Annotated in this window: 18 protein-coding genes; 2 read left to right on the top strand and 16 right to left on the bottom strand. The window is 43.1% G+C overall.

Annotation, left to right across the window (positions count from 1 at the left end):
- Positions 1 to 340 precede the first annotated feature (340 nt).
- Positions 341 to 1258, top strand: coding sequence for an AraC family transcriptional regulator (locus NST38_RS14345; protein ID WP_076249408.1), 918 nt, complete (start codon positions 341 to 343; stop codon positions 1256 to 1258).
- Positions 1259 to 1437: 179 nt separating this feature from the next.
- Here the strand turns inward: NST38_RS14345 and NST38_RS14340 are convergent, their stop codons facing one another.
- The 16 genes from NST38_RS14340 to NST38_RS14265 form a co-directional block, all read right to left on the bottom strand.
- Positions 1438 to 2517 carry a threonine aldolase family protein gene (locus NST38_RS14340; protein ID WP_076249409.1) on the bottom strand — a complete coding sequence of 360 codons (1080 nt, stop codon included), beginning with the start codon at positions 2515 to 2517 and terminating at the stop codon, positions 1438 to 1440.
- The gene (locus NST38_RS14335; RefSeq protein WP_036670809.1) at positions 2514 to 2936 is read right to left on the bottom strand and encodes a MarR family winged helix-turn-helix transcriptional regulator; all 423 of its coding nucleotides are present in this window, start codon (positions 2934 to 2936) and stop codon (positions 2514 to 2516) included. The genes NST38_RS14340 and NST38_RS14335 overlap by 4 nt, the downstream gene beginning before the upstream one ends.
- A 239-nt stretch (positions 2937 to 3175) precedes the next feature.
- Positions 3176 to 4894, bottom strand: a complete 1719-nt coding sequence (locus NST38_RS14330) for an ABC transporter ATP-binding protein (protein ID WP_076249410.1) — start codon at positions 4892 to 4894, stop codon at positions 3176 to 3178.
- Positions 4895 to 4896: 2 nt separating this feature from the next.
- Positions 4897 to 5271 carry a hypothetical protein gene (locus NST38_RS14325; RefSeq protein WP_235200730.1) on the bottom strand — a complete coding sequence of 125 codons (375 nt, stop codon included), beginning with the start codon at positions 5269 to 5271 and terminating at the stop codon, positions 4897 to 4899.
- A 175-nt stretch (positions 5272 to 5446) separates the two neighbouring features.
- Positions 5447 to 6388 (bottom strand): alpha/beta hydrolase, encoded by a 942-nt coding sequence (locus NST38_RS14320; RefSeq protein WP_076249411.1) that lies wholly within the window; start codon positions 6386 to 6388, stop codon positions 5447 to 5449.
- Positions 6389 to 6445: 57 nt separating this feature from the next.
- Positions 6446 to 8572, bottom strand: coding sequence for a serine hydrolase domain-containing protein (locus tag NST38_RS14315; protein ID WP_076249945.1), 2127 nt, complete (start codon positions 8570 to 8572; stop codon positions 6446 to 6448).
- Between the two features lie 194 nt (positions 8573 to 8766).
- Positions 8767 to 10128 carry a sensor histidine kinase gene (locus NST38_RS14310; RefSeq protein ID WP_036608198.1) on the bottom strand — a complete coding sequence of 454 codons (1362 nt, stop codon included), beginning with the start codon at positions 10126 to 10128 and terminating at the stop codon, positions 8767 to 8769.
- Positions 10125 to 10799 carry a response regulator transcription factor gene (locus NST38_RS14305; RefSeq protein WP_036608200.1) on the bottom strand — a complete coding sequence of 225 codons (675 nt, stop codon included), beginning with the start codon at positions 10797 to 10799 and terminating at the stop codon, positions 10125 to 10127. The genes NST38_RS14310 and NST38_RS14305 overlap by 4 nt, the downstream gene beginning before the upstream one ends.
- Positions 10800 to 10961: 162 nt before the next feature.
- Positions 10962 to 13049 carry a serine hydrolase domain-containing protein gene (locus tag NST38_RS14300; protein WP_036608202.1) on the bottom strand — a complete coding sequence of 696 codons (2088 nt, stop codon included), beginning with the start codon at positions 13047 to 13049 and terminating at the stop codon, positions 10962 to 10964.
- Positions 13050 to 13081: 32 nt separating this feature from the next.
- Positions 13082 to 14539, bottom strand: coding sequence for an alpha/beta hydrolase family protein (locus NST38_RS14295; RefSeq protein WP_036608204.1), 1458 nt, complete (start codon positions 14537 to 14539; stop codon positions 13082 to 13084).
- 39 nt (positions 14540 to 14578) lie between these two features.
- The gene (locus NST38_RS14290; RefSeq protein ID WP_051447070.1) at positions 14579 to 15499 is read right to left on the bottom strand and encodes an alpha/beta fold hydrolase; all 921 of its coding nucleotides are present in this window, start codon (positions 15497 to 15499) and stop codon (positions 14579 to 14581) included.
- 193 nt (positions 15500 to 15692) lie between these two features.
- Positions 15693 to 16679 carry an alpha/beta fold hydrolase gene (locus NST38_RS14285; RefSeq protein ID WP_076249412.1) on the bottom strand — a complete coding sequence of 329 codons (987 nt, stop codon included), beginning with the start codon at positions 16677 to 16679 and terminating at the stop codon, positions 15693 to 15695.
- A gap of 218 nt (positions 16680 to 16897) precedes the next feature.
- The gene (locus NST38_RS14280; protein ID WP_076249413.1) at positions 16898 to 18268 is read right to left on the bottom strand and encodes a sensor histidine kinase; all 1371 of its coding nucleotides are present in this window, start codon (positions 18266 to 18268) and stop codon (positions 16898 to 16900) included.
- A complete protein-coding gene (locus tag NST38_RS14275; protein ID WP_017688634.1) occupies positions 18265 to 18939 on the bottom strand; it encodes a response regulator transcription factor in 675 nt (224 codons plus the stop codon). The genes NST38_RS14280 and NST38_RS14275 overlap by 4 nt, the downstream gene beginning before the upstream one ends.
- A gap of 73 nt (positions 18940 to 19012) precedes the next feature.
- Positions 19013 to 19546 (bottom strand): GNAT family N-acetyltransferase, encoded by a 534-nt coding sequence (locus NST38_RS14270; protein WP_076249414.1) that lies wholly within the window; start codon positions 19544 to 19546, stop codon positions 19013 to 19015.
- A gap of 45 nt (positions 19547 to 19591) precedes the next feature.
- Entirely contained in the window at positions 19592 to 20197 is a 606-nt protein-coding gene (locus NST38_RS14265; protein WP_047842851.1) for a TetR/AcrR family transcriptional regulator, read from the bottom strand.
- A 282-nt stretch (positions 20198 to 20479) separates the two neighbouring features.
- Here NST38_RS14265 and NST38_RS14260 point away from each other — a divergent pair, with 282 nt between their 5' ends.
- Positions 20480 to 21919 (top strand): DHA2 family efflux MFS transporter permease subunit, encoded by a 1440-nt coding sequence (locus tag NST38_RS14260; RefSeq protein WP_076249946.1) that lies wholly within the window; start codon positions 20480 to 20482, stop codon positions 21917 to 21919.
- Positions 21920 to 21956 lie beyond the last annotated feature (37 nt).

Genomic DNA, 21956 nt, shown 5'->3' with positions numbered 1-21956 from the left:
AACTGATGTTGTCTCGACCTCTACGGTAACTAGCTCTAACCAGCATGTGAAGTATATCTCTCGATGTACAGAATTTTCTTCATACTTGATCTGTGATTCGAGCCTGTCAATCAAAATTTGCCTCACATGGTTTGATAACCACTTCATCACCTTACTCACCAACTTTTCGAATAAACTTTAATCGCTTGGCTCTGTTAATATACTCTTAGTATGCCGAGTCATGGGCTGCAAGCGGTATATCAATCGTCTTAATTGATTGCCTGATCCTCTCAGGCCCTCTTTTGGTTCTGTACGGTAAGCTATATAATGTAAGTAGGTTAAATCCGTGAGGAGGATACATATGACCGAAGAAATATTTCAACCAAAACAGGAATTGAGTGACCTGATCAAACGCCATTCCAATCATAACGGTGCAATGGAAACGGCGATCCCTTCCCTGTTTGTCTATCACCATTCCAAGATTAGTGAACCGGCATACAGAGTATATAAACCTTCATTTTGTGTAATTGTTCAAGGGTTCAAAGAAGTATTGCTCGCACAGGAGCGTTATGAATATGGACCTTCCAATTACCTGATTGCTTCCATGAATCTCCCGGTCATCGGGCAGATTATCAAGGCATCCGCCGATGCACCCTACTTAAGTCTCAAACTCGAATTCACACCGAACCAAATTCTCGAAGTACTTAACGAATGCAATATCAAGGTAACATTCAACGAAAACGCCAGACGAGCCATGTTTGTAGGTCAGATGGAATCGTCCATTCAGGACGCTGTACTCCGACTTGTTCGATTGCTGGATACGCCGGGAGAGATACCGTTTCTGGCTCCGTTGTACGTTAAAGAAATCCTGTTCCGCCTCCTTCAAGGACCTTACGGAGGAGAACTGGCGCAGATTGCGGTTGAAGGTAGCAGCACTTATCGGATCAGAGAAGCGATTGAGAACATCGTTCATCATTGGGAACAGCCATTTCGCATTGAAGATCTGGCTGAGACCGCCAGCATGAGCGTCTCTTCATTCCATCGTCACTTCAAAGAGATCACAGCTATGAGCCCATTACAATTCCAGAAACAATTAAGATTACAGGAAGCCCGGCGACTTCTGATGGCCGAATCTGCCGATGCGGCAGATGTAGCGTTCCGGGTTGGTTACGAGAGCGCTTCTCAATTTAGCCGCGAATATGCACGCATGTTCGGTGCGCCGCCAAGAGCCGATATCCGACGGCTGAAAGAGAAATATGACATGGCCTTGAGTGAGTAACCGAGTATTCACTCTCTATCTCACAACTATCACACAAAAGGCAAACCAAAAAAGGACAACCACAATGAGTTGTCCTTTGTTCAGTATCAAAATTCTGCGTAATTTCTTTTGGATTTATTCCAAATACTCGTATTTATGAGAAGGAAATCGGAACTGTTCTCCTTAATTTTTGGACATGATCAGACCAATGCTTCGACCGGTTCTGGCACGTGGATCTCTCCGTGCAATAATTGAGTGATATCACGAGTCAGTGCATCTACATTCTCTTGACGAGTCGCCCAGCTGGTGCAGAACCGCACCGCACTGTGTGTACCGTCAACTTTTTCCCAGAAGGTGAACGTATAACCGCTGCGTAATTTCTCAAGCAAACGATCCGGCAGAATCGGAAACTGCTGGTTGGTTGGTGAATTGTACAGGAAGCGTACCCCCTGCTGTTCGAGTGAGTCATGAATTCTCAAGGCCATATCTACGGCATGGCGAGAAATATCGAGGTACAGACCATCTTCGAACAACGTTTCGAATTGGATACCTAGCAATCTGCCTTTGGCAAGCAGGCCACCTTTTTGTTTGATCATATAACGAAAATCTGGTTTTAGTGCATCATTCAGGATTACAACCGCTTCTCCCATCAATGCGCCAATCTTGATTCCCCCGATGTAAAACACGTCACACAAGCGAGCAAGATCAGCAAGTGTCATATCGCAAGCGCGTGAAGCGAGTGCATATCCAAGACGTGCTCCATCCACGAAAAACGGAAGACCACATGCTCTGCTCACTGTATGCAATGCTTGCAGTTCTGCCTTGCTGTACATCGTTCCATTCTCCGTTGGTTGGGATATGTAGACCATTCCTGGTTGAACACAGTGTTCCGGTGACGACTCATTCATGTGCGCATCGTAGACGGCTCTAACCTGCTCAGGCGTGATCTTTCCGTCCTCGCTTGGAACTGTGAGTACCTTATGTCCCGTAGCTTCAATAGCTCCGGTTTCATGAACCGCAATGTGTCCCGAGGACGCAGCAATCACACCTTGATATGGACGCAAAATAGAGGCAATCACCGTTGTATTTGTCTGTGTACCACCAACCAGGAAATGAACATCAGCTTGCTCATTGTCACAAGCCTGACGAATAAGCATTCTCGCCCGTTCGCAGTGTCCATCCGTGCCATACCCGCTCGTCTGTTCCATATTGGTTTCCATCAGTCTTTGTAAAATGCGTTCATGCGCACCTTCGTTATAATCACATTCAAATCGTATCATCGTGTTGTCTCTCCTGCCTTCTTGTTCAACTTCTCTTGTATGTTCATCATGGAGGTGTATACCTCTTGAATCTCTTCTTCATTCAATTCTTGCATCAGCTTCAGGATCTGTTGATCGGATCGGTCATTCAATTGGGCATACAGTTCCTCACCCTTGGCTGTCAGACGAATCAGACTGACCCGGCTGTCGGCCGCAGAATCCACTTTCACCAGCAGTCCTTCCTTGGACAGCTTGTTCACAATTCGGCTCATGTAACTGCGATCAATGGTCAGTGTATCTACCAGATTATTCGCAATGCTCTCTCCCCGAATTCCAATCTCAATAATGACTCGTACTTCTGCAAACGAATACCCTGTTCCGAGAATATGCTTGTCGAGTACACCAAGTATGTTGGTATAAAAACGGTTAAAACGTCGCATGTCAGCCAGTATATCTGGATTTATGTACTGAGAGTCGATGTCAAACCCTCCTTTTTAGTGGACATTGTCAACATTATAATAATCACGTTAGTGGACGTTGTCAACATTATATTTTACATAGCATTTTATAACTTCATTTTTAATATCCAATCAATAAAAAAAGCCGCGCATATGCGCGGCAAGGTTGTTCTGTCATCGGAGTGACGAGTGTAATTATTTTTTTGTTCAATTTACCTGGATTAAGAGTGACTATATTGCACCTGATGAAGACGGCTGTATATCCCTCCAGCGGCGACCAATTCCTCATGGTTGCCCTGCTCAGCGATACCATCTGTGTTTACTACGATGATTCGATCTGCATTCTTGATAGTTGTCAGTCTGTGTGCAATCACAAGTGTAGTTCTGCCCACCGACAATTCAGCGAGTGATTGCTGGATCAGTGCTTCCGTTTCCGTATCCAGCGCTGAGGTTGCCTCATCCAGAATAAGAATGGGTGGATTTTTCAAGAACATACGAGCAATAGATAACCGTTGCTTCTGTCCTCCGGACAGCTTGACTCCACGCTCGCCAATGACAGTATCCATACCATCCGGCAACGTAAGAATCAATTCCTCCAATGAGGCACGACGGGCGGCATCCCAGATTTGTTCATCCGTTGCACTCAGATCACCATAAGCAATATTCTCCTTAATGGTACCCGAGAACAAAAATACATCCTGCTGAACGATTCCGATATGTTTGCGCAAGGATTGAAGCTTAACGTCGCGAATGTCCACACCATCTACAGTGATACGTCCCTCTTCTACCTCATAGAATCGGGGCAACAGGCTACAGATTGTCGTTTTACCTGCACCCGAAGGTCCAACAAAAGCAACCGTTTCGCCTGGTCGAACAGACAGACTGATATCACTTAGAATTCGCCGACTGGATTCATATCCGAACGAGACGTTCTCGAAGCGAATATCACCTTTCACACTTTCGAATTCAACGGCGTTTTTGCTATCCGCAATCTCAGGTTCTGTATCAATGATCTCCAGATAACGCTTGAAACCAGCAATGCCCTTTGGATAACTTTCTATGACGGCATTGATTTTCTCAATCGGGCGGAAGAAGATATTGGACAGGAGCAGGAAGGCCATAAAGTCACCCATATTGATTCTGCCATCGATATAAAACCAAGCCCCGCTGATCATGACAAACACCGTAACCAGTCGCATCATCATATAACTGACCGAGATACTTTTCGCCATCGTTTTGTAGGCAAGCAGTTTGGTGTTACGGAAATTCTGATTGTCCACTGCAAAAAGTTCTTTCTCATGTTCTTCGTTGGCGAACGATTGCACAACACGCATACCCCCGACGTTGTCTTCAATACGCGCATTGAAATTGCCGACGTCTCCGAAAAGTCGCCGATACGTCTTTGTCATGCGACCACCAAATACGATAATGACCCAAGCCATAATTGGGATAATGATAAAGGTAAGCAGCGCTAGCTCAAGATTAATGTTAGCCATCAGCCAGAACGATCCGATTAATGTCATCACTGCGATGAATACATCTTCAGGTCCATGGTGAGCAACCTCGCCGATATCATTCAGATCATTCGTAAGATGACCAATTAAGTGGCCTGTTTTACGATTATCAAAGAACCGGAAGGACAGCTTCTGCAAGTGAGCGAACATCTTCTCACGCATGTTGGTCTCAATGTTAATGCCCAGCATATGTCCCCAGTATGTAACTACATAGTTCAATACGGTATTAAGTGCATAGATGGATAACAGCACAACACAGGCAAGCATAATGAGAGGCCAATCCTGACCTGGCAACAATTCATTAATGAATTTGCTGACGGCAAGGGGGAAAGCCAACTCCAGAAGACCTGCGAGTACAGCGCATCCAAAATCAATCAAAAACAGTTTTTTATAGGGACGATAATACGAGAAAAAACGACGAATCATACTTATTCACTCTCACTCTCTAGATCCTTATTGGGGTTTACATCTTCATTTTGCAGCTCGAACAGATGGATATACTCGTCGATGACCTGATCAATAGCTTTTAACTCCCCACTGATCACCGGGCGAATATGTTCATACTCCTCCTGTCCAAGTTGTCGGACAAGCGTTGTTCTCCGATTCTGCATTTGTTCCAGAAATACAAGAATTCGGCCGCGACGGAATGTCTGCGCACCACGGCCCCGTTTTCCCTCATGTTCACCATGACCTCTTCCACGTCTGGAACGTTCACCACGTTGCTCATTGTCACTCATATCGCGTCTCGGACGCTCACCTTGACGTACACTTCCATCCATCTCTTCGATAGGACGATCTCTCATTTGTGCCACCCCCATTACGTGTATACATATGTATACAACATATTCATGTATACGATTGTATACGTGACAAAAAGAAGTGTCAACCTAAATTTTCCAATAGATAACGAAGTATGTATATTCACCATCTCCCTAACAGAAAAAAGCCGCGATTTCGCGACTTCTTTTGTTGGCGACACTATTTTATCTCACTTATAAACTTTCTATATTCTTGAACCATTTCTTTGGATCGGGTGTGATGCAAATAATGTTCTCCCTCAAATGTCATCACTTTTCCATGTACAGAAGCTTTGACTTGCTCTTCATGTAATGGTATCCATCCTTCCGTTTCGGTATCATTCGCTTGTAAGAAGAAAATCACAGGAAGATCTTTGGGGAAGGACAGGTTCTCAGCTTCTTTGAAATTAGGACCAAAGTTTTCACCTTCATTCAGGTTGTTCGGATTAAACGTATTTTTGAGTGAAAGTATTCTAATTTGTTCTCTGGTTTCTTCATCAACATCGGGTGCAATCAGTTGATCAGGGGCCAGTTTCATTAACAATCGGTAGAATCCTGATTTTTTAAGCAGTTTGTACGTTTCGGTTGGAAATGGATCATCATTACCTCCCTGCGTTGGGACACTGCTCTCAATTCCGACAAATGAACTTACTTCGTTTGGATATTTATTCACATAATCCAGGCCGTATATCCCTGAAATCGAGTGAGCCATAAGCGTGTAATTATGAATACCAAGTTGCTGTAACGCTTCATGAATTTCACTAACCATATTTTCAGTGGTACGCTCTTTTTCAGTAATGTCACTTAATCCATAACCAAAAGGTTCAATGACAACAACTTTGTAAAATGGAGATAGCTCATCGATAAGCGGTTTGAAATCAAGGGCTGGGGCAGGTGTTCCGTATCCAGGAAGCAATACCACCGTTTCTTTGCCTTCTCCTTGAATCAACACATTCATGTTTTTCCCGTCAACTGCTACAAACTGACCATAGGGTTTTATTTTCCCTTCTTCCGATTTGTTGCTAAATACATTAACAATAAAAACAGTGGCAAGAAATAATGCAAAAGCGATAACGATGGCTCCGAATATTTTGAGCAAAATGATTAATATTTTTTTCATCATGATGGTTCTCTCCTGTTGAGTTCGTTTGGTGTTCAGCCGTTTGGAAATCCATTCATTTTATTTTTTTAATGAAATTTCGAATTTGGAACCAACCTCACCTGCAAATACAATACGGCCGTTTTCTGGTAAAACAACATTATTCTTACCGCTGACCACGCTGTGATTAATACAAATTCCGGTCTGGTCATAGACAGCAAAGGCTCCCTTTGCAGGCAACTTCACTGTCATGACTTTTCCTTTCGCAGTAGCTGGTACCGAAAACCATTTGGCATATCCATCTGCTTGAATGGTTGTTGCGGATTGTTTACCCGAATAGATTGGTTTCACCATTTCCTCACTAGCGTATACATAACCTGAAAATGTAAGATACTCTCCTCCGTTCTTTTTGGAGAAATGAATGTCCATCGTATCACGTCCGGCAGTACCCGGAATCTGCAATTGATTGGCTGCTTCGTTGGCTCCAATAATCTTATTATTGGACATATATCCCGGATTCTCTTTATTCAACTGAATAGGCAGGATCGATGTAGCATTAAGATAGAGCATTGATGTGTATTTCTCATTCACCAGATAATATTTTTTACCATCGCGCTTTGCCCATGCAGCGTTAATCTCCTTGGATAATTTATTGGCTTCAAGCTTCTCCCCATTATATTCTGAGAAAGCCAGCTGTCCGAGTCCTGGAACGGATATATAAGATCGTGACCACAAGTAGGTTTTCCCATTTTTCTCCACAACGAATTTCAACTTGTCTGTACCTTCGTTATTAACAAAAGTACCATCTGCTGTATAGGTGTATTCTTGAGCCGGATTACTCGGAGCTGTAAGTGAAGATACAGTCATTTGTCCAGCCGTATTTATTTTGATCTTCATAACCGAATTATTGCCGCCATATATACCTGCATACTTGGATATTCCTTTAGGCATATTTGCCTTCACAGTTACGCCAAATGATTTTTCTGGCTTCCGCTCTGTAATGATGTCCTTTTCCTCAAGTGCACTGAGTAATAATTCATTCGCAATGAAATTATTGGTTAAGCTTGACCCGCCTGAAGAGATAACGGCTGCAGCCATGTTATATTCCGGGAGTACCACTAATGAGGACTGATAAGATAAAGTATCTCCACCTTTCATAACGGCCTTAATGCCGTATTCGTTGAATGGGAACAAGCTCACACTATCCCACCCCAACCCGTAAGACATCAGCGTATCGCTATCCTCTGGCCACATGCCTCTTTTATACTCTTCTTGCGCCATAGCTTTGACAGACTTACTGGAAAGAATACCATCAACTTCTCCCGTGAAGATTCTTGAAAATTTGACCAGATCTTCAGCGGTGGAATACAGACCTCCAGTACCGATGATATTATAATTCTCTTTTGGTAGTGGTCCCTCATAAAAAGGGGAATAGATTGCCGCCATGTCTGACGGATTAACCACATCCTGTGGTGATTTGGTATGTTTCATATCCAAAGGCTCCGTGAAATACTTGTGTATAAATGCGGTATAACCGATGCCGCTCACTCTTTCGACCAGAATCTCGGCTAACGTAAAGCCATCGTTGCTGTAGACTGAGTATTCGCCGGGATCTGCTTTCAGGTTTTGATTCGCCAATTGCTCCAGAAACGTATCATGTGAATACGTGTCATTATCTCCGTACAATGTGGCATTGCTGGTTGAGGTGCCCAGAAGACCAGAGGAATGATTCAGCAACATACGGGGTGTGATCTGTTTGTATCGGTTATCTTTCATTGTAAAGTCAGGCATATAGTTCACAACAGGTGCATCCAAATCAATCTTGCCTTCGTCAACCAGCTTCATTACAGCGGCTGTAAGCATCATTTTACTGGTTGAACCAATGCCATAGACGGTGTTCGAAGTAAGAGGTACCTTGTCGTTTATATCGTTCTTGCCCGTTTGACCGGACACCACAATCTCTCCACCATCGATGAGCGCATATTGCAGACTCGTCGTACCATATGTCTCGGTCAGCAATTTGGCTTGTTCGATCACGGCTTTCTTTGTTGTCTCATACGTAAGGTTGCTGTTGTTCATGGGAGCCGGTGCGGCCATTGCAGACATTGGGGCAAGTATCGTCAGCATGAGAGTCACAGCAGCTATAGTATTTCTCTTTTTTGCTGCCCTCACACTTATCTTCAGTTTTGTTACCTCTCTTGGTTTCATTCTTGCATCTACTCCTGTCTTCATCATTGTGTTAAGCCACCTTAACGTGGGCGCTAAAGACAATATAACAAACCAAGATGTCCCCCTAATGACTGCAGCATGAACGGAGGATGAACAGGCAAAAAAAGTTTGCATCATCATACGCAAGGAGGTTTATACAGGGCGTCATAGCTTTGAGAAGGCATGAAATCCAATCACTCTGTGGGTGTTGTGATTGGCAAGATGACTATGAAGGTCGTTCCTCGTCCATATTCGCTCTCCACCCGGATGTCCCCTTGATGAAGCGAGACGATCTGCTTTACAATAGCTAGTCCCATACCGCTTCCTTCATATTTCTGACTGTGGGAACGATCAGCTTTAAAGAAGCGGTCAAATATACGCTTTTGGTCTTCCGGGAGAATACCAATACCCGAATCCGATATGCGGATCGTCACGTTCTTGATATTCTGTTTGATCGTGACGTTAATTCGGGCACCATCTTCGGAAAATTTGATGGCATTGCCGAAGATATTGATCCACACCTGATTTAACTGGTCATGATCAGCCGTGATTTTGGTGGGCTGCAAATCAAGATCAAACTGAATGTTACGGGCCGACCATTGGGGTTGAATAGCGACGATTACTTGTCTGATCTGTTCATCCAGACTGAGCGTGGCGAGCCGCATTTGCAATGATTGAGATTCAAGCAAACTCAGCTTTAGCAGACTATCACTTATTTTGGACATTCTTGCAGTTTCAGTGATGATAATATCGAGATAATCGCTTCTTTCGTCATCCGGGAGGTCTACCTGCTTGAGCGCTATAGCAAAACCGGAAATGGAAGTGAGCGGAGACTGAACTTCATGGGACACGTTTGCTACGAATTCCCTACGCATATGCTCAAGCTGCTTTAGATCGTGCATCATTTCTTCGAAACTACGAGCCAGAGTACCTATCTCACCCTTTTGTTTAATATTAAGCTTGACATTGAAATCTCCGGCAGCTATAAGCCGGGTCGCTTCTGTCAGCTTTTTGATCGGTCTCACCAGAAACATAGCCGCAATTAGTATCAATAGGCTTCCTGCTATTAACGAACAAATCATAAAAGTTAAAACAAACTTGATGAGAAATGAGGTGGAAGAGGAAGTGAGGGGCTCTACAAACATTGCTTTGCTTCCCATTTCAGTTTTTATCGGCAATCCCAAGAAGAACGTATCGATCCCATTGAATTGGACCCTTTCCCCATCCAGCACTTTCTTCACTTGTTCCGTCGTCACCGGGAAAGGATGTTGTTCTTTAAGTTCTCCGTAGGATTGGAATTGATCCGTTGCTTTATAGATTCGAATGTGATAGGAATTGAGTTGTTTCATTTCACTTATAAACATTTCTGCTTCATGTAACGGCAATGTCTCGTAGATGCGGACGATATCCTGGCCAAAGTCAAGCAAGGAGCCTTGTAAGTTTTCGTTTAATTTATCTTGAAATATCCAGGTTGTAGCAAGAAAAGAAAGGATTGTGCCCCCAATCACGGAGACCAGAAAGGTCAGGACTACACGTGTATAGAGGGAGCCGGTCACTCCTGCACCTCTAGCCGGTAGCCAAGTCCCCGCACCGTTTCGATACGAAAATCGGAGATAGCTGCGAAACGTTCGCGTAGACGTTTAATATGCACGTCTATCGTTCGATCATCGCCAGTATAATTAATTCCCCAAACTTGATCGATTAATTGCTCCCGCGTATAGACTTGTCCCGGTAATCCAGCAAGTTTATACAATAATTCGAACTCTTTAAGCGGCAAGGTGAACGACTCTGTACCCCTCAGGACCTTATAAGTCTGCCGGTTCAGAATAACGTTTCCTAATTGGATGGTCTGCGTTAATCCTATACGGTATCGTTTCAACAGTGCCTTGACGCGAGCCATCAACTCAAGCGGATCGAATGGCTTCGTCATATAGTCATCTGTCCCAAGCTGAAATGCTTGTACTTTCTCCCAGGTCTCGTTTCTTGCCGTCAACATTAGTAACGGAAGATCCGGATTGGCTCTTCGAAGTTCCTCGCATAATGCCCAACCGTCCATGACTGGCATCATAATATCAAGAATAACCAAATCGACTGGCGTGGAGGTATAGATAGCCAGGGCTTCCTTTCCGTCTACGGCGTTGATGGTTGTAAATCCGTCGTTGCGCAAAAATAAACAGACGAGTTTGCGAATGTTCGCATCGTCGTCAGCAACTAATATCGTAGGCACCGTTTCCACTCTCCTAAAAAAGAATAATTCTTCAGTTGAGCAAGAGCGAAGAATTCTAACTGAAGTGACAAACTAATTATAGTTAAATTGAACAAAAGCAGCCGATTACTTTGATCGGCTGCTTTCTTAGTTTCTTTCATAAAACTAACTACGGTACAACATCTATTTTAATGAAATTTCAAATGTGGAATCCACGTCACCTGCAAATACAATGCGGCCGTTTTCTGGTAAAACAACCTCGTTCTCACCGCTGACTACGGTGTGATTAATACAAATACCCTTCTGATCATATACGGCAAAGGCGCCATTTGCAGGCATTTTAACCGTCATGACTTTTCCTTTCACCGTTGATGGTAACGAAAACCATCTGGCATATCCGTCTGCTTGAATCGTTGCTAGAGATTGTTTACCCGAATAGAGCGGTTGTACCATTTCCTCACTGGCGTATATGCTACCAACGGCTGTAATGTACTCTACTCCGTTCTTTTTAGCAAAATAAATCTCCTTTGTATCACGTCCAGCCAGGCCAGGGATTTGCAGCTCCGTGACTGCTTCGTTTGCTCCAACAATCTTAGTATTGGATACATACCCAGGGGTCTCTTTGTCCAAATGAATAGGGAGAATTGGTGCCGAATTGAGATAAACCGTTGATGTATATTTCTCATTCAGCAGGTAATATTTTTTACCTTCACGCTGCTCCCATGAGGCCGTAATATCCTGGGATAATTCATTGGCTTCCAGCTTCTCCATTTTATATTCGGAGAAAGCCAATTGTCCAAGTCCTGGTAAGGATATATAAGATCGATACCACAGATAAGTCCTTCCATTCTTCTCCTTAACAAATTTCAACTTTTCCGTGCCTTCATCGTTAACAAAAGTACCATCTGCTGTATAGGTGTATTTTTGAACCGGATCACTTGGAGCTGCGGGTGTGGATACAGTCATTTGTCCAGCAGTATTCATTACGATCTTCTTAACTGAATTATTGCCGCCATATATACCTGCATTCGTGGCTATTTCTTTAGGTATATCTGCCTTCACTGGAACACCAAACGATTTTTCCGGCTTCCGTTCTGTAATAATGCCCTTTTCCTCAAGTGCGCTGAGTAATAATTCACTCGCAATGAACTGATCTTTGGCACTTGTCCCACCTGATGAGGTAACGGCTGCAGCCAGATTATATTCCGGCAGTACGACTAATGATGAGTGATACGATATGGTATCTCCACCTTTTGTTACTGCCTTGATACCATATTCACTGAATGGGTACAGATTTACACTATCCCACCCTAATCCGTAAGATATAGACGTATCGCCACCCTCTGGCCACATGCCTTTTTTGTATTCTTCTTGCGCCATGGCTTCTACAGACTTATCGGTAAGAATGCCTTGGACCTCTCCCGTGAAGATTTGTGAAAACTTCGCAAGATCTTCAGCGGTGGAATAAATGCCTCCAGTAGCGATAACATTATAATTCTCTTGTGGAAGCTGACCCTCATACATAGGAGAATAGATTCCCGCCATTGCTGCCGTGTCAACCACATCCTGTGGTGTTTTGGTATGTTTCATGTCCAAAGGTTCCGTAAAATATTGGTGTATAAAAGCTGTAAAACTCATGCCGCTAACACGTTCAACCATAATCTCGGATAACGTAAACCCATCGTTACTATACACCGAGAACTCGCCGGGATCTGCCTTCAGGTTTTGACTTGCCAATTGGTCCAGAAACGTATCATGTGAGTACGTATCATTATCCCCGTACAATGTGGCATTACTGCCCGTGCCTCCCAGCAGACCGGAAGAATGATTCAACAGCATGCGTGGTGTGATTTGTTTGTAGCGATGATCTTTCATCTGAAAATCAGGTATATAGTTCACAACAGGCAGATCCAAATCCACCTTGCCTTCGTCAACTAACTTCATAACAGAAGCTGTGAGGAACATTTTACTCGTTGATCCTATGCCATAGATCGTATCCGGCGTAAGAGGCACCTTGTTGTTTTTATCGTTTTTGCCCGTCTGACCGGACACCACAATCTCGCCACCATCGATAAGGGCATATTGCAGGCTTGTGATTCCATGTTTCTCAGTGAGTAACTTGGCTTTCTCCATCACCGTTTTCTTGGTTGGTTCATACGTATGATCACTGCTACTTGTAGTAGGCGCAGCCATTGCAGACATTGGAGCTAACATGGTTAATGCCAGCGTTAACACGGCGATTGAAGTGCGTTTTCCCTTTTGTCGTCCCATTCACATCATCTCCTGAATTTTAAGTGTTTTGGTTATTTGATTTCTTCTGGGTCTACAAATTTCACCTCCGGATACAAGTCGTTTGGTCCCTGAATGAGATCTCCACCCGTTCCTTTCAGTTGCTTGTTAAAGAAATCGAGTACATATTGATTTACGATGTTTGATCCTCTTTTACCATTGATATCTCCTGTGATACCGGACAGTTTAACCAGCTCTGAATAGAACTGAAGGTCCGTGAAATTGAAGTGCTGGGTTCCTTCTACATAGATCACTTTTCCCCCATGATTCATAACATTTTTCATAATGTGCAGCTCATCTGAAAGAGATTTAGTTACTTCATCATCCGAATTTCTATCTATTTCAAAGTTGGCGAACCAGTCTTCAAAACTTCCCGATCGGATGAACATAAACGGCTTGTTTATATCATCTCTATTTTCCACTTCATATAGTGACCCATCCATATTAACCCCGGCCTTGATTCTCTGATCTAAATACGTTGCATTAAACGCGGTTGCACCCCCAAAAGAATGCCCCATCGCGCCGATGTGATCTAGATCGATTTTCCCTTTAAACTGACTTTCGATTGCACCTGAATTCAGCTTTTCGATTTGATCGATTACAAACTCCACATCTTTCGTCCATATACTCCCTGTTTTTGTACGTTCATCTAGTGTAGTCGTGCTTTTTTTATAATCCGTTACACGGCCATCTGGAAAAAGAGTAGCAAAGGTGCTATACGTATGATCGATGGTGACCACGATATACCCATGACTGGCCAGATTCTCGGCCTGTGATACATGTAGAACTCTACTGGTTCCCATACCATGAGATAGTAGTACCACGGGATAAGGACTTGTAGAAGGTAATATTTCTACATTTTCATAAGAGTTGGTTTGACTATACTTCAAGTAGTCGAGCAAAAATTCGGGCAGTTTTAAAGAATTAGAGAAGCTCTGAATATACTTTTTGAACATTTCTTTATCTTTTGGAAACAGCGTGTCACGCTTGTTATTATTGCTGTTTTCAGTTGGGTACCAAACTTGAACCATTAGTTCTCTCTTATCGTTTTGATCTTCAGTGAAGATTTCGTCTCTGTTCTGGTCTGTTAAATGAAATGTTTGAGTACCCACCTTCTCTGGACCATCAAGCTTCGGCAGATTAAAAACAGGTAAGTATACAGACAAGACGGTAGAACCAACAAGCAAAATAACGATTAAGGAAGATAAACTATATTTCAAGAACTTCCCTATTTTAAGATTCGCCATCTTATCGGAATGTCTGAATAAAACGATGATTATGAATAGAGCCGTCATGATATATACCAAAAGCAACTGCCATCTGTATCCCTCAACAAACAATTGCACTAATAATATAACGCTACTTCCTATACCCAAACCCAAACCTATTTTCTTTGCACTTCTTTTAATAAATAGTAGGTCTATGAGTAACGCGAAACAGGATAGAACTAACAGTATCTCAAATAATCTCAATTGAATTCCTCTCTCTCATCACGGACTTTTACAGAATTATTATTTCGCTTCGTTCATGAATGCTCTAACATCTTCAGCTATTTCTTTGAATAACGTATGGTGCAAGTAATGTTCGCCATCCATGGTGATTACTTTCCCATGTACTGAATCTTTGATCTGCCCTTCATGCAGCGGTATCCATCCTTCTACACCTTCATTATTCGCTTGTACAAAGAGAAGAAGTGGCAGGTCTTTAGGAAAGGTTAAACCTTGGGCTCCTTTAAAATTGGAAGCAATATGGTCCATCTCATTCAAAGTCGTGGAACTGTTCGAGTTTTTATTCGACAGCATGTTCATCTGCTCTACGGTATGTTCATCAAATGCGAGTCCAGCATAGGGGTCACTACTAAATTTGACCACCAATCTTTGGAGACCTGATTTTTTAAGAAATGCGAACGTTTTAGTAGGTAATTTGGCATCCATACCCGGTTGTGTTGAAACACTGCTATCAATTCCGACAAATGCCGTGACCTCATCCGGATATTTGTTCACATAATCAATGCCATAAATGCCTGCAATGGAGTGACCCATGAGCATGTACTGATGAATATCGAGTTGCTGCAGAGCTTCATGAACTTCACTTACGATATTCTCTGTGGTTCGTTCTTTTTCAGTAGCATCACTTAACCCATACCCGAATGGCTCAACCGCCACAACTTTGTAATATGGTGATAGTTCGTCAATGAGCAGTTTAAAATCAAGCGCTGGTGCTGCTGTTCCAAAACCAGGCAGAAGTACAATCGTTTCCTTGCCTTCACCTTGAATGAGTACATTCATATTTTTCCCGTCTACAGATACATGCTGACCATAGGAATCTATTTTCTTGGCCTCTGAATTACTACTGATCACATTGGTGATATAAACAATACCTAGAAATAGAATAATGGCGATTACGATTGCTCCTACTATTTTCAGTATCATGTTTCTCACTTTTTTGGCCTTTGATCTATTCTTTGTTTTCTTTTCCGCTGGCTGCGTCGTCAGTGTTATCTTCTCCTGTCCTGAACTGATAGTTCGATTGTCTTTTTTGCTGCTAATGAAATCTTATCCAATGAAAATGTACTCCCCGTGACGTCAATATGAACTGAATATGAACAAGCCAATTCATTTATATTTACTGCTGCGTCATAAATCCCCTGAATTTTTCAGCAATTTCTTTGGCATGGGAACGATACAAATAATGATTTGCTTCCAGCAGCACCACTTCACCACGCACAGAGTTCTCTATTAACTTCTCGTGTTCCGGAACCCAATTGTCTGCTGCCGGATGATTCTTTTGAACAAAGAAAAGAACCGGAAGATTAACAGGGAACGTTAACTGTTCAGCTGCTTTAAAATTGGAATACATGCTTACAATCTCGTTTAATTGAGTTGAATTAAACATGTTCTTTTGTATCAAAATGTTCAATTGTTCTTTGGTTTGTTCATCATACGGTAGCCCAGCATATGGATCATCACTCATTTTCAATTGCAAACGTGGGAAACCCAAGTTACGGTACCATGTAATCGGTACGATTTCTGATGCTTCAACCTTCTGTTCACTAATCGCTGGAACACTGCTATCCAGCCCGACATATGTACTTACTTCATCTGCATATTTGTTCACATAATCCAGACTATAGATCCCCGAAATGGAATGACCCATGAGAATATACCGATCAATATGTAGACTTTGCAGCGCTTCGTGGATTTCACTTACGATATTTGCTGTGCTGCGTTCCTTGTCAGTCTGATCACTCAATCCATAACCAAAAGGTTCAACCACAACGACTTTATAATAGGGGGATAGTTCTGAAATAAGTGGCTTAAAATCAAGTGCAGGTGACGCTGTTCCAAAACCCGGCAGAAGTACAATCGTTTCCTCGCCTTCGCCTTGAATGAATACATTCATATTTTTCCCGTCTACGGATACATGTTGACCATACGGCTCCATTCTTTTTTGCTCCGAATAACTACTGATTTTATTAACGGTATATACGGTAGCTACAAAAAGTAGGATTACGATAACGATTGCGGCAAACACTTTAAACAAGATGTTTAACACTTTCTTGGTTTTGCTCTTACTCTGGACTTCTCTGTCTGCTTGTTGATTCACATTCATCTGCTCCTATCCTCATCTGTATATTGGCCTGGCAGGCTACTTAAGAAATCCTAATCAAGAAAGATGTACTCCCCATGACCGGAATATGAACGGAGTATGAACAAGCAAAAAAAAAATGTCCTATGTAACATACAAGGAAGCTTGCATGTTACATAGGACATGAACATTTGGTTTAGATAATCCGATGGATATTCTATTCATTGGCCTAACCTGTGAGCCTAACTATCCGTTGGTGGATGGATGGGCAACGTAATCATAAAGGTCGTGCCTTGACCAGGTTCACTTTCCACTTGGATGTCACCCTGATGAAGGGAGACGATCTGTTTAACGATAGCAAGTCCCATACCACTCCCGTCATATTTGCGGCTGTGGGAACGATCTGCCTTGAAAAAACGGTCGAATATACGCTTCTGATCTTCCAGGGGAATTCCAATGCCCGTGTCGGATATTCGAACAGTCACATTTTTGAAGTCCTCTTCGATACTGACTTTAATCATACCGCCATCCTCGGAAAACTTGATGCTATTTCCGATGATGTTTGTCCATACCTGATTTAACTGATCGTGATCAGCCGTTACCTTCACGTTCTCCAAATCAAGCTCGAAATGAATGTTGCGCCCAGACCATTGCGGCTGAAGCGCCACGATGACCCGCCTGATCTGTTCATCAAGGCTTAAGGTGGTGAGCCGTAGTTGCTGTGACTGCGATTCAAGCAAACTCAGCTTCAGCAGGCTATCACTCATTTTGGACATTCTTTTTGCTTCTGAGATGATAATATCCAGGTAACGGTTTCGTTCTTGTTCTGAGAGATTTACTTGCTTCAGTGCCGAAGCGTAACCGGATATCGAGGTGAGCGGAGACTGAACCTCATGCGAAACATTGGTAACGAATTCCCTGCGCATCTGCTCCAACTGCTGAAGATCATGCATCATTTCTTCAAAGCTACGGGCCAATGTACCAATCTCCGTCGTTTGTTTAATGTTCAGCTTGACATTGAAGTCTCCAGCTGCAATCCGTTTGGTCGCTTTGGTCAATTTTTTGATCGGTCTAACCAGATATACAGAAGCAACCACAATCAACAAACTTCCTACAATCAAGGAACAGCTTGCAAAAATCAAGCCAAACTGGACCACAAAAGAGGCTGAGGGCGGTGAGAGTGTTTCTAGAAACATCGCTCTTATACCCGTTTCCGTCTTGATCGGTAGCCCCAAAAGAACGGTAGCGATACCTTTAGGTGTGTCCTGCACAACCCCTCCGTTTAAAACCTTCTTGAGTTGATCCGTCGATACGGGGGATGATTTATGTTCGTTAAGCTTCCCATAAGACTTGAAATTGCCCGTTGCATCATAAATTCGAATATGATACGAATCAAGTTGTTTCATTCTACTAACGAATGATTCTGCTTCATCAGCAGGCAGCGTCTTATAAATCTGCACAACGTCCTGGCCAAAATTGCGTATGTTAATTTGAGCATTTTCATTCAATTGATCTTCGAACATCCAGGTTGACATAAAAAATGAAATAATCGTGCCTGTGATGACTGACACCAGAAAGGTCAGAACAACACGAATATATAAGGATCTGATCATTCATAGACCTCAAGTCTGTACCCTAGCCCACGCACCGTTTCAATCCGAAAATCAGGTGTTGTCGCGAATCGTTCGCGCAGGCGTTTAATATGTACGTCTATTGTTCGATCATCTCCCGCGTAATCAATACCCCATATCTGATCGATTAATTGCTCACGTGTATAGACTTGTCCTGGTGTTCCAGCAAGCTTATACAGCAATTCGAACTCCTTAAGTGGTAACGTAAGCGACTCTGTACCTCTCATCACCTTATACGTCTGACGGTCCAGAATGACGTTACCAAACTGGATTGTGTGTGTGGAGCCGATTTTGTATCGTTTCAGTAATGCTCGGACACGAGCGGTCAGCTCTAACGGATCAAACGGTTTGGTCAAATAATCATCCGTACCCAGTTCGAATCCTTTCACCTTCTCCCAAGTCTCTCCTCTCGCCGTCAGCATGAGTAACGGGAGGTCGGGATTGGCTCTTCGGAGTTCTTTACACAGTGCCCAACCATCCATGACAGGCATCATAATATCAAGGACGACCAGATCTACTGGAGTTTCGCCATATATAGTGAGAGCTTCCTTACCGTCCGCAGCTTCCACTGTTGTGAATCCATCGTTTTTGAGAAATAGACAGACGAGTTCACGAATGTTCGCATCGTCGTCTGCAACGAGTATAGTAGCCATATGTTTTTTCTGTCCTCTCCGTTACGTTTAAATATATAGTCCAACTTGTATAGTAAATATTAAAACATCTTGCTTATAGTATATCCACAGCAAACATCGTATGTTCTTTCAACGTTCCCTGGATTGGCACAGGCTGTGACCCATTCTCCTTGAATCCTGCTTTTTGAAGGACACGGATGGAACCTGTATTATCGGGCACAGCGCCAGCTTCGATTCGAGTAATTTCAGTTTCGTGTTTGGCAAATTCCATTACACATTGCAGGGCTTCGCTCATATATCCTTTTCCTTGATGCAGAGTATCCGTCACATAACCAAGGATCCATTTTGGGGTAGAATCCAGTATGATCTCGAACAAAGAAATTTCACCGACGAGTTCATCCGTTGTATGTAGAAAAATACCAAAAGAATAGCGATTTCCTTCTTCTCTCTTCTTGTTCCAGCTCTCAATGAGTGACCTTTGCCCTTCCAAGCTGTAGAAAGACTCGTCCCGATCACTTGCTGATATGTTCTCGATTTCCGCACGATTGCGAACCTGTAGATCCAGAAGCAATGAGGCATCATCCACATTCCAAAATCTCACATAGATACGTTCTGCACTATATTTCATCACATTATTCCTCCTCTATTAACGTTAGATGCAATTGTAGCATGATTATATCAGGTCATTATAAGAGTACGAGCGAATCAACGAGAATTGTTTCGCCAGGAAATGAGGTGAATATGGCATATCATTACGCAACCAGGCAACGATGGTTCCAATCAGAGCCGAAGAACCGTACCATATTGCGATTTCTTTGTGAATGCCGGATTCTTCGAGTTCATCTTCCATCTCTACCCGATCAATTTTGGCTTTGACCAGCGTACTTAACAATTTGAGCAGTCGTTCGGTAAAAATCGGTGTGCGCTTTGTAGCAAGAACCACCTGATAGAACGAGGCGTTCTCTGCAAAATGCTCTAGTAACTTGACTAGAACAGGCCAAGCCTCTTCCGTTCTTTGCTTCTCAAAATGAGGGGCATATTCATCCACGATCCGTTCAATATTCTCAATCATCTCATCCGCCATCTTCTCCATCATATCCGTAATATCACGATAGTGCAGGTAGAAGGTTACCCGATTGATCGTCGCTCGTTCGGCAATTTTGTTGACTGACAACTTCTCAATATCCATTTCCTGCAGCAATTCAACAAATGCACCTCGAATTAACTGACGTGTTCGCAATATTCTTGGGTCCACGGCTGATTTCTTCTCGTCTTTCACGTGTATCCCTCCCATCAAATTTTAAACATTACAATTTTAAACAAACAGTCGTTTATTTTTGATTTACACAACAAATTCATTTTATTTGTAAAATAAACAACGAAAACACGTCATAACGTAAATTGTAATCTGTCCGAATATGTATATAATTCAATAAATACAATGTAAACTATACAACACGTTGTAAATTTAGTCACGTGTGGATTGAAAGGATGAAAAGGATTGAGTCAGGCTAGAGTACAAGAAGAATTATCCGTAAAGAAAGGCCCCATCCTGTTTATCATGATTTTGGGAGCCTTCCTTGCAACGTTGAATCAAACGATCATGAGTGTTGCTACACCGGAACTGATGGGTGATTTTAACATCTCCGCCGCAACTGCACAATGGTTAACGACAGGTTACATGCTGGTGAACGGGGTACTTATCCCCATTACGGCCTACTTCATGCAACGCTTTTCAACCAAGCAATTATTCCAAGCTTCCATGTTTATTTTCCTGATTGGTACCATCGTATCTGCTCTTGCAGATAACTTTGGCACATTGCTGACAGGACGTATGATTCAAGCAGCGGGTGCCGGCATTATCATGCCGCTCTTGATGCACGTTATTTTGACCTTGTTTGCTCCTGAAAAACGAGGATCTGCAATGGGTATGGTTGGTTTTGCCATCATTTTTGCCCCTGCAATCGGGCCTACCCTTGCCGGTTATATCCTCGAGAACTACTCTTGGCAAACGATGTTCTATGGCATGATTCCATTAACTCTTATTGTCATTGCTTTTGCGTTTGTATACCTGAAGAATGTATCCGAACGGGTCAACACAAAGTTCGACACAATCAGTGTGGTGCTGTCCACGATCGGATTTGGCGCATTGCTCTATGGTTTCAGCAGAGCAGGAAGTCTGGGATGGTCAAGTGCAGAAGTTCTTATCTGCATTGCGGCTGGGATTGTTTCTCTTGCCCTGTTTACATGGCGTCAGCTCGTGTCTGAAACTCCGCTGCTTGATCTGCGGGCTTTCAAGTACAATATGTTCTCCCTGACCACGGTCATCAGTATCGCGATTACAATGATCATGTATGCTGACATGATGTTGCTTCCCTTGTATCTCCAGAACGCACGTGGTTACACTGCACTGGAGTCCGGATTATTACTCCTTCCGGGTGCTCTTGTCATGGGCTTCCTGATGCCAGTAGCCGGAAAATTGTTTGACCGATTTGGAGCGAAATGGCTCGCCGTTATCGGGATGGTGATCACCATCGTGACAACAATTGGATTCATCGACTTAACGGATTCAACCAGTTATGGTTACCTGGTATTAATGTCTACCGGCCGCCGAATTGGTATGGCTCTGCTCATGATGCCGATTCAGACTGCGGGACTTAACCAACTGCCACCAAGACTTGGTGCACACGGTACAGCTATCTCCAACACCGTCAGACAAGTGGCTGGTGCTGTAGGCACTTCATTACTCGTAAGTGTCATGACCTCCCGTACAACAGCGCACGTACAGGATATGATGGCGACTGGTGCAGCCAATGGTCTCAGTCAAAAACAGCTTGCTACAGAATCCATGATCCAGGGTATCAATGATGCTTATGTTGTTATCATCGGTATCGCTGTTGTGGGATTGGTCCTTTCCTTCTTTATCAAACGCACCAAACAAGCCAAAGAGGAAGAAATCAAACAGGTGGTAAGACAAAAAGTTTCTATGAATTCAAATTAAGGTGTCCAGCCTCATACTTGCTTGCATAACAAAGCGG

Origin of the sequence: Paenibacillus sp. FSL H8-0104, assembly GCF_038050215.1 — a bacterium.
Lineage (GTDB): Bacteria > Bacillota > Bacilli > Paenibacillales > Paenibacillaceae > Paenibacillus > Paenibacillus amylolyticus.
This window is presented reverse-complemented; position numbering and strand designations above follow the sequence as displayed.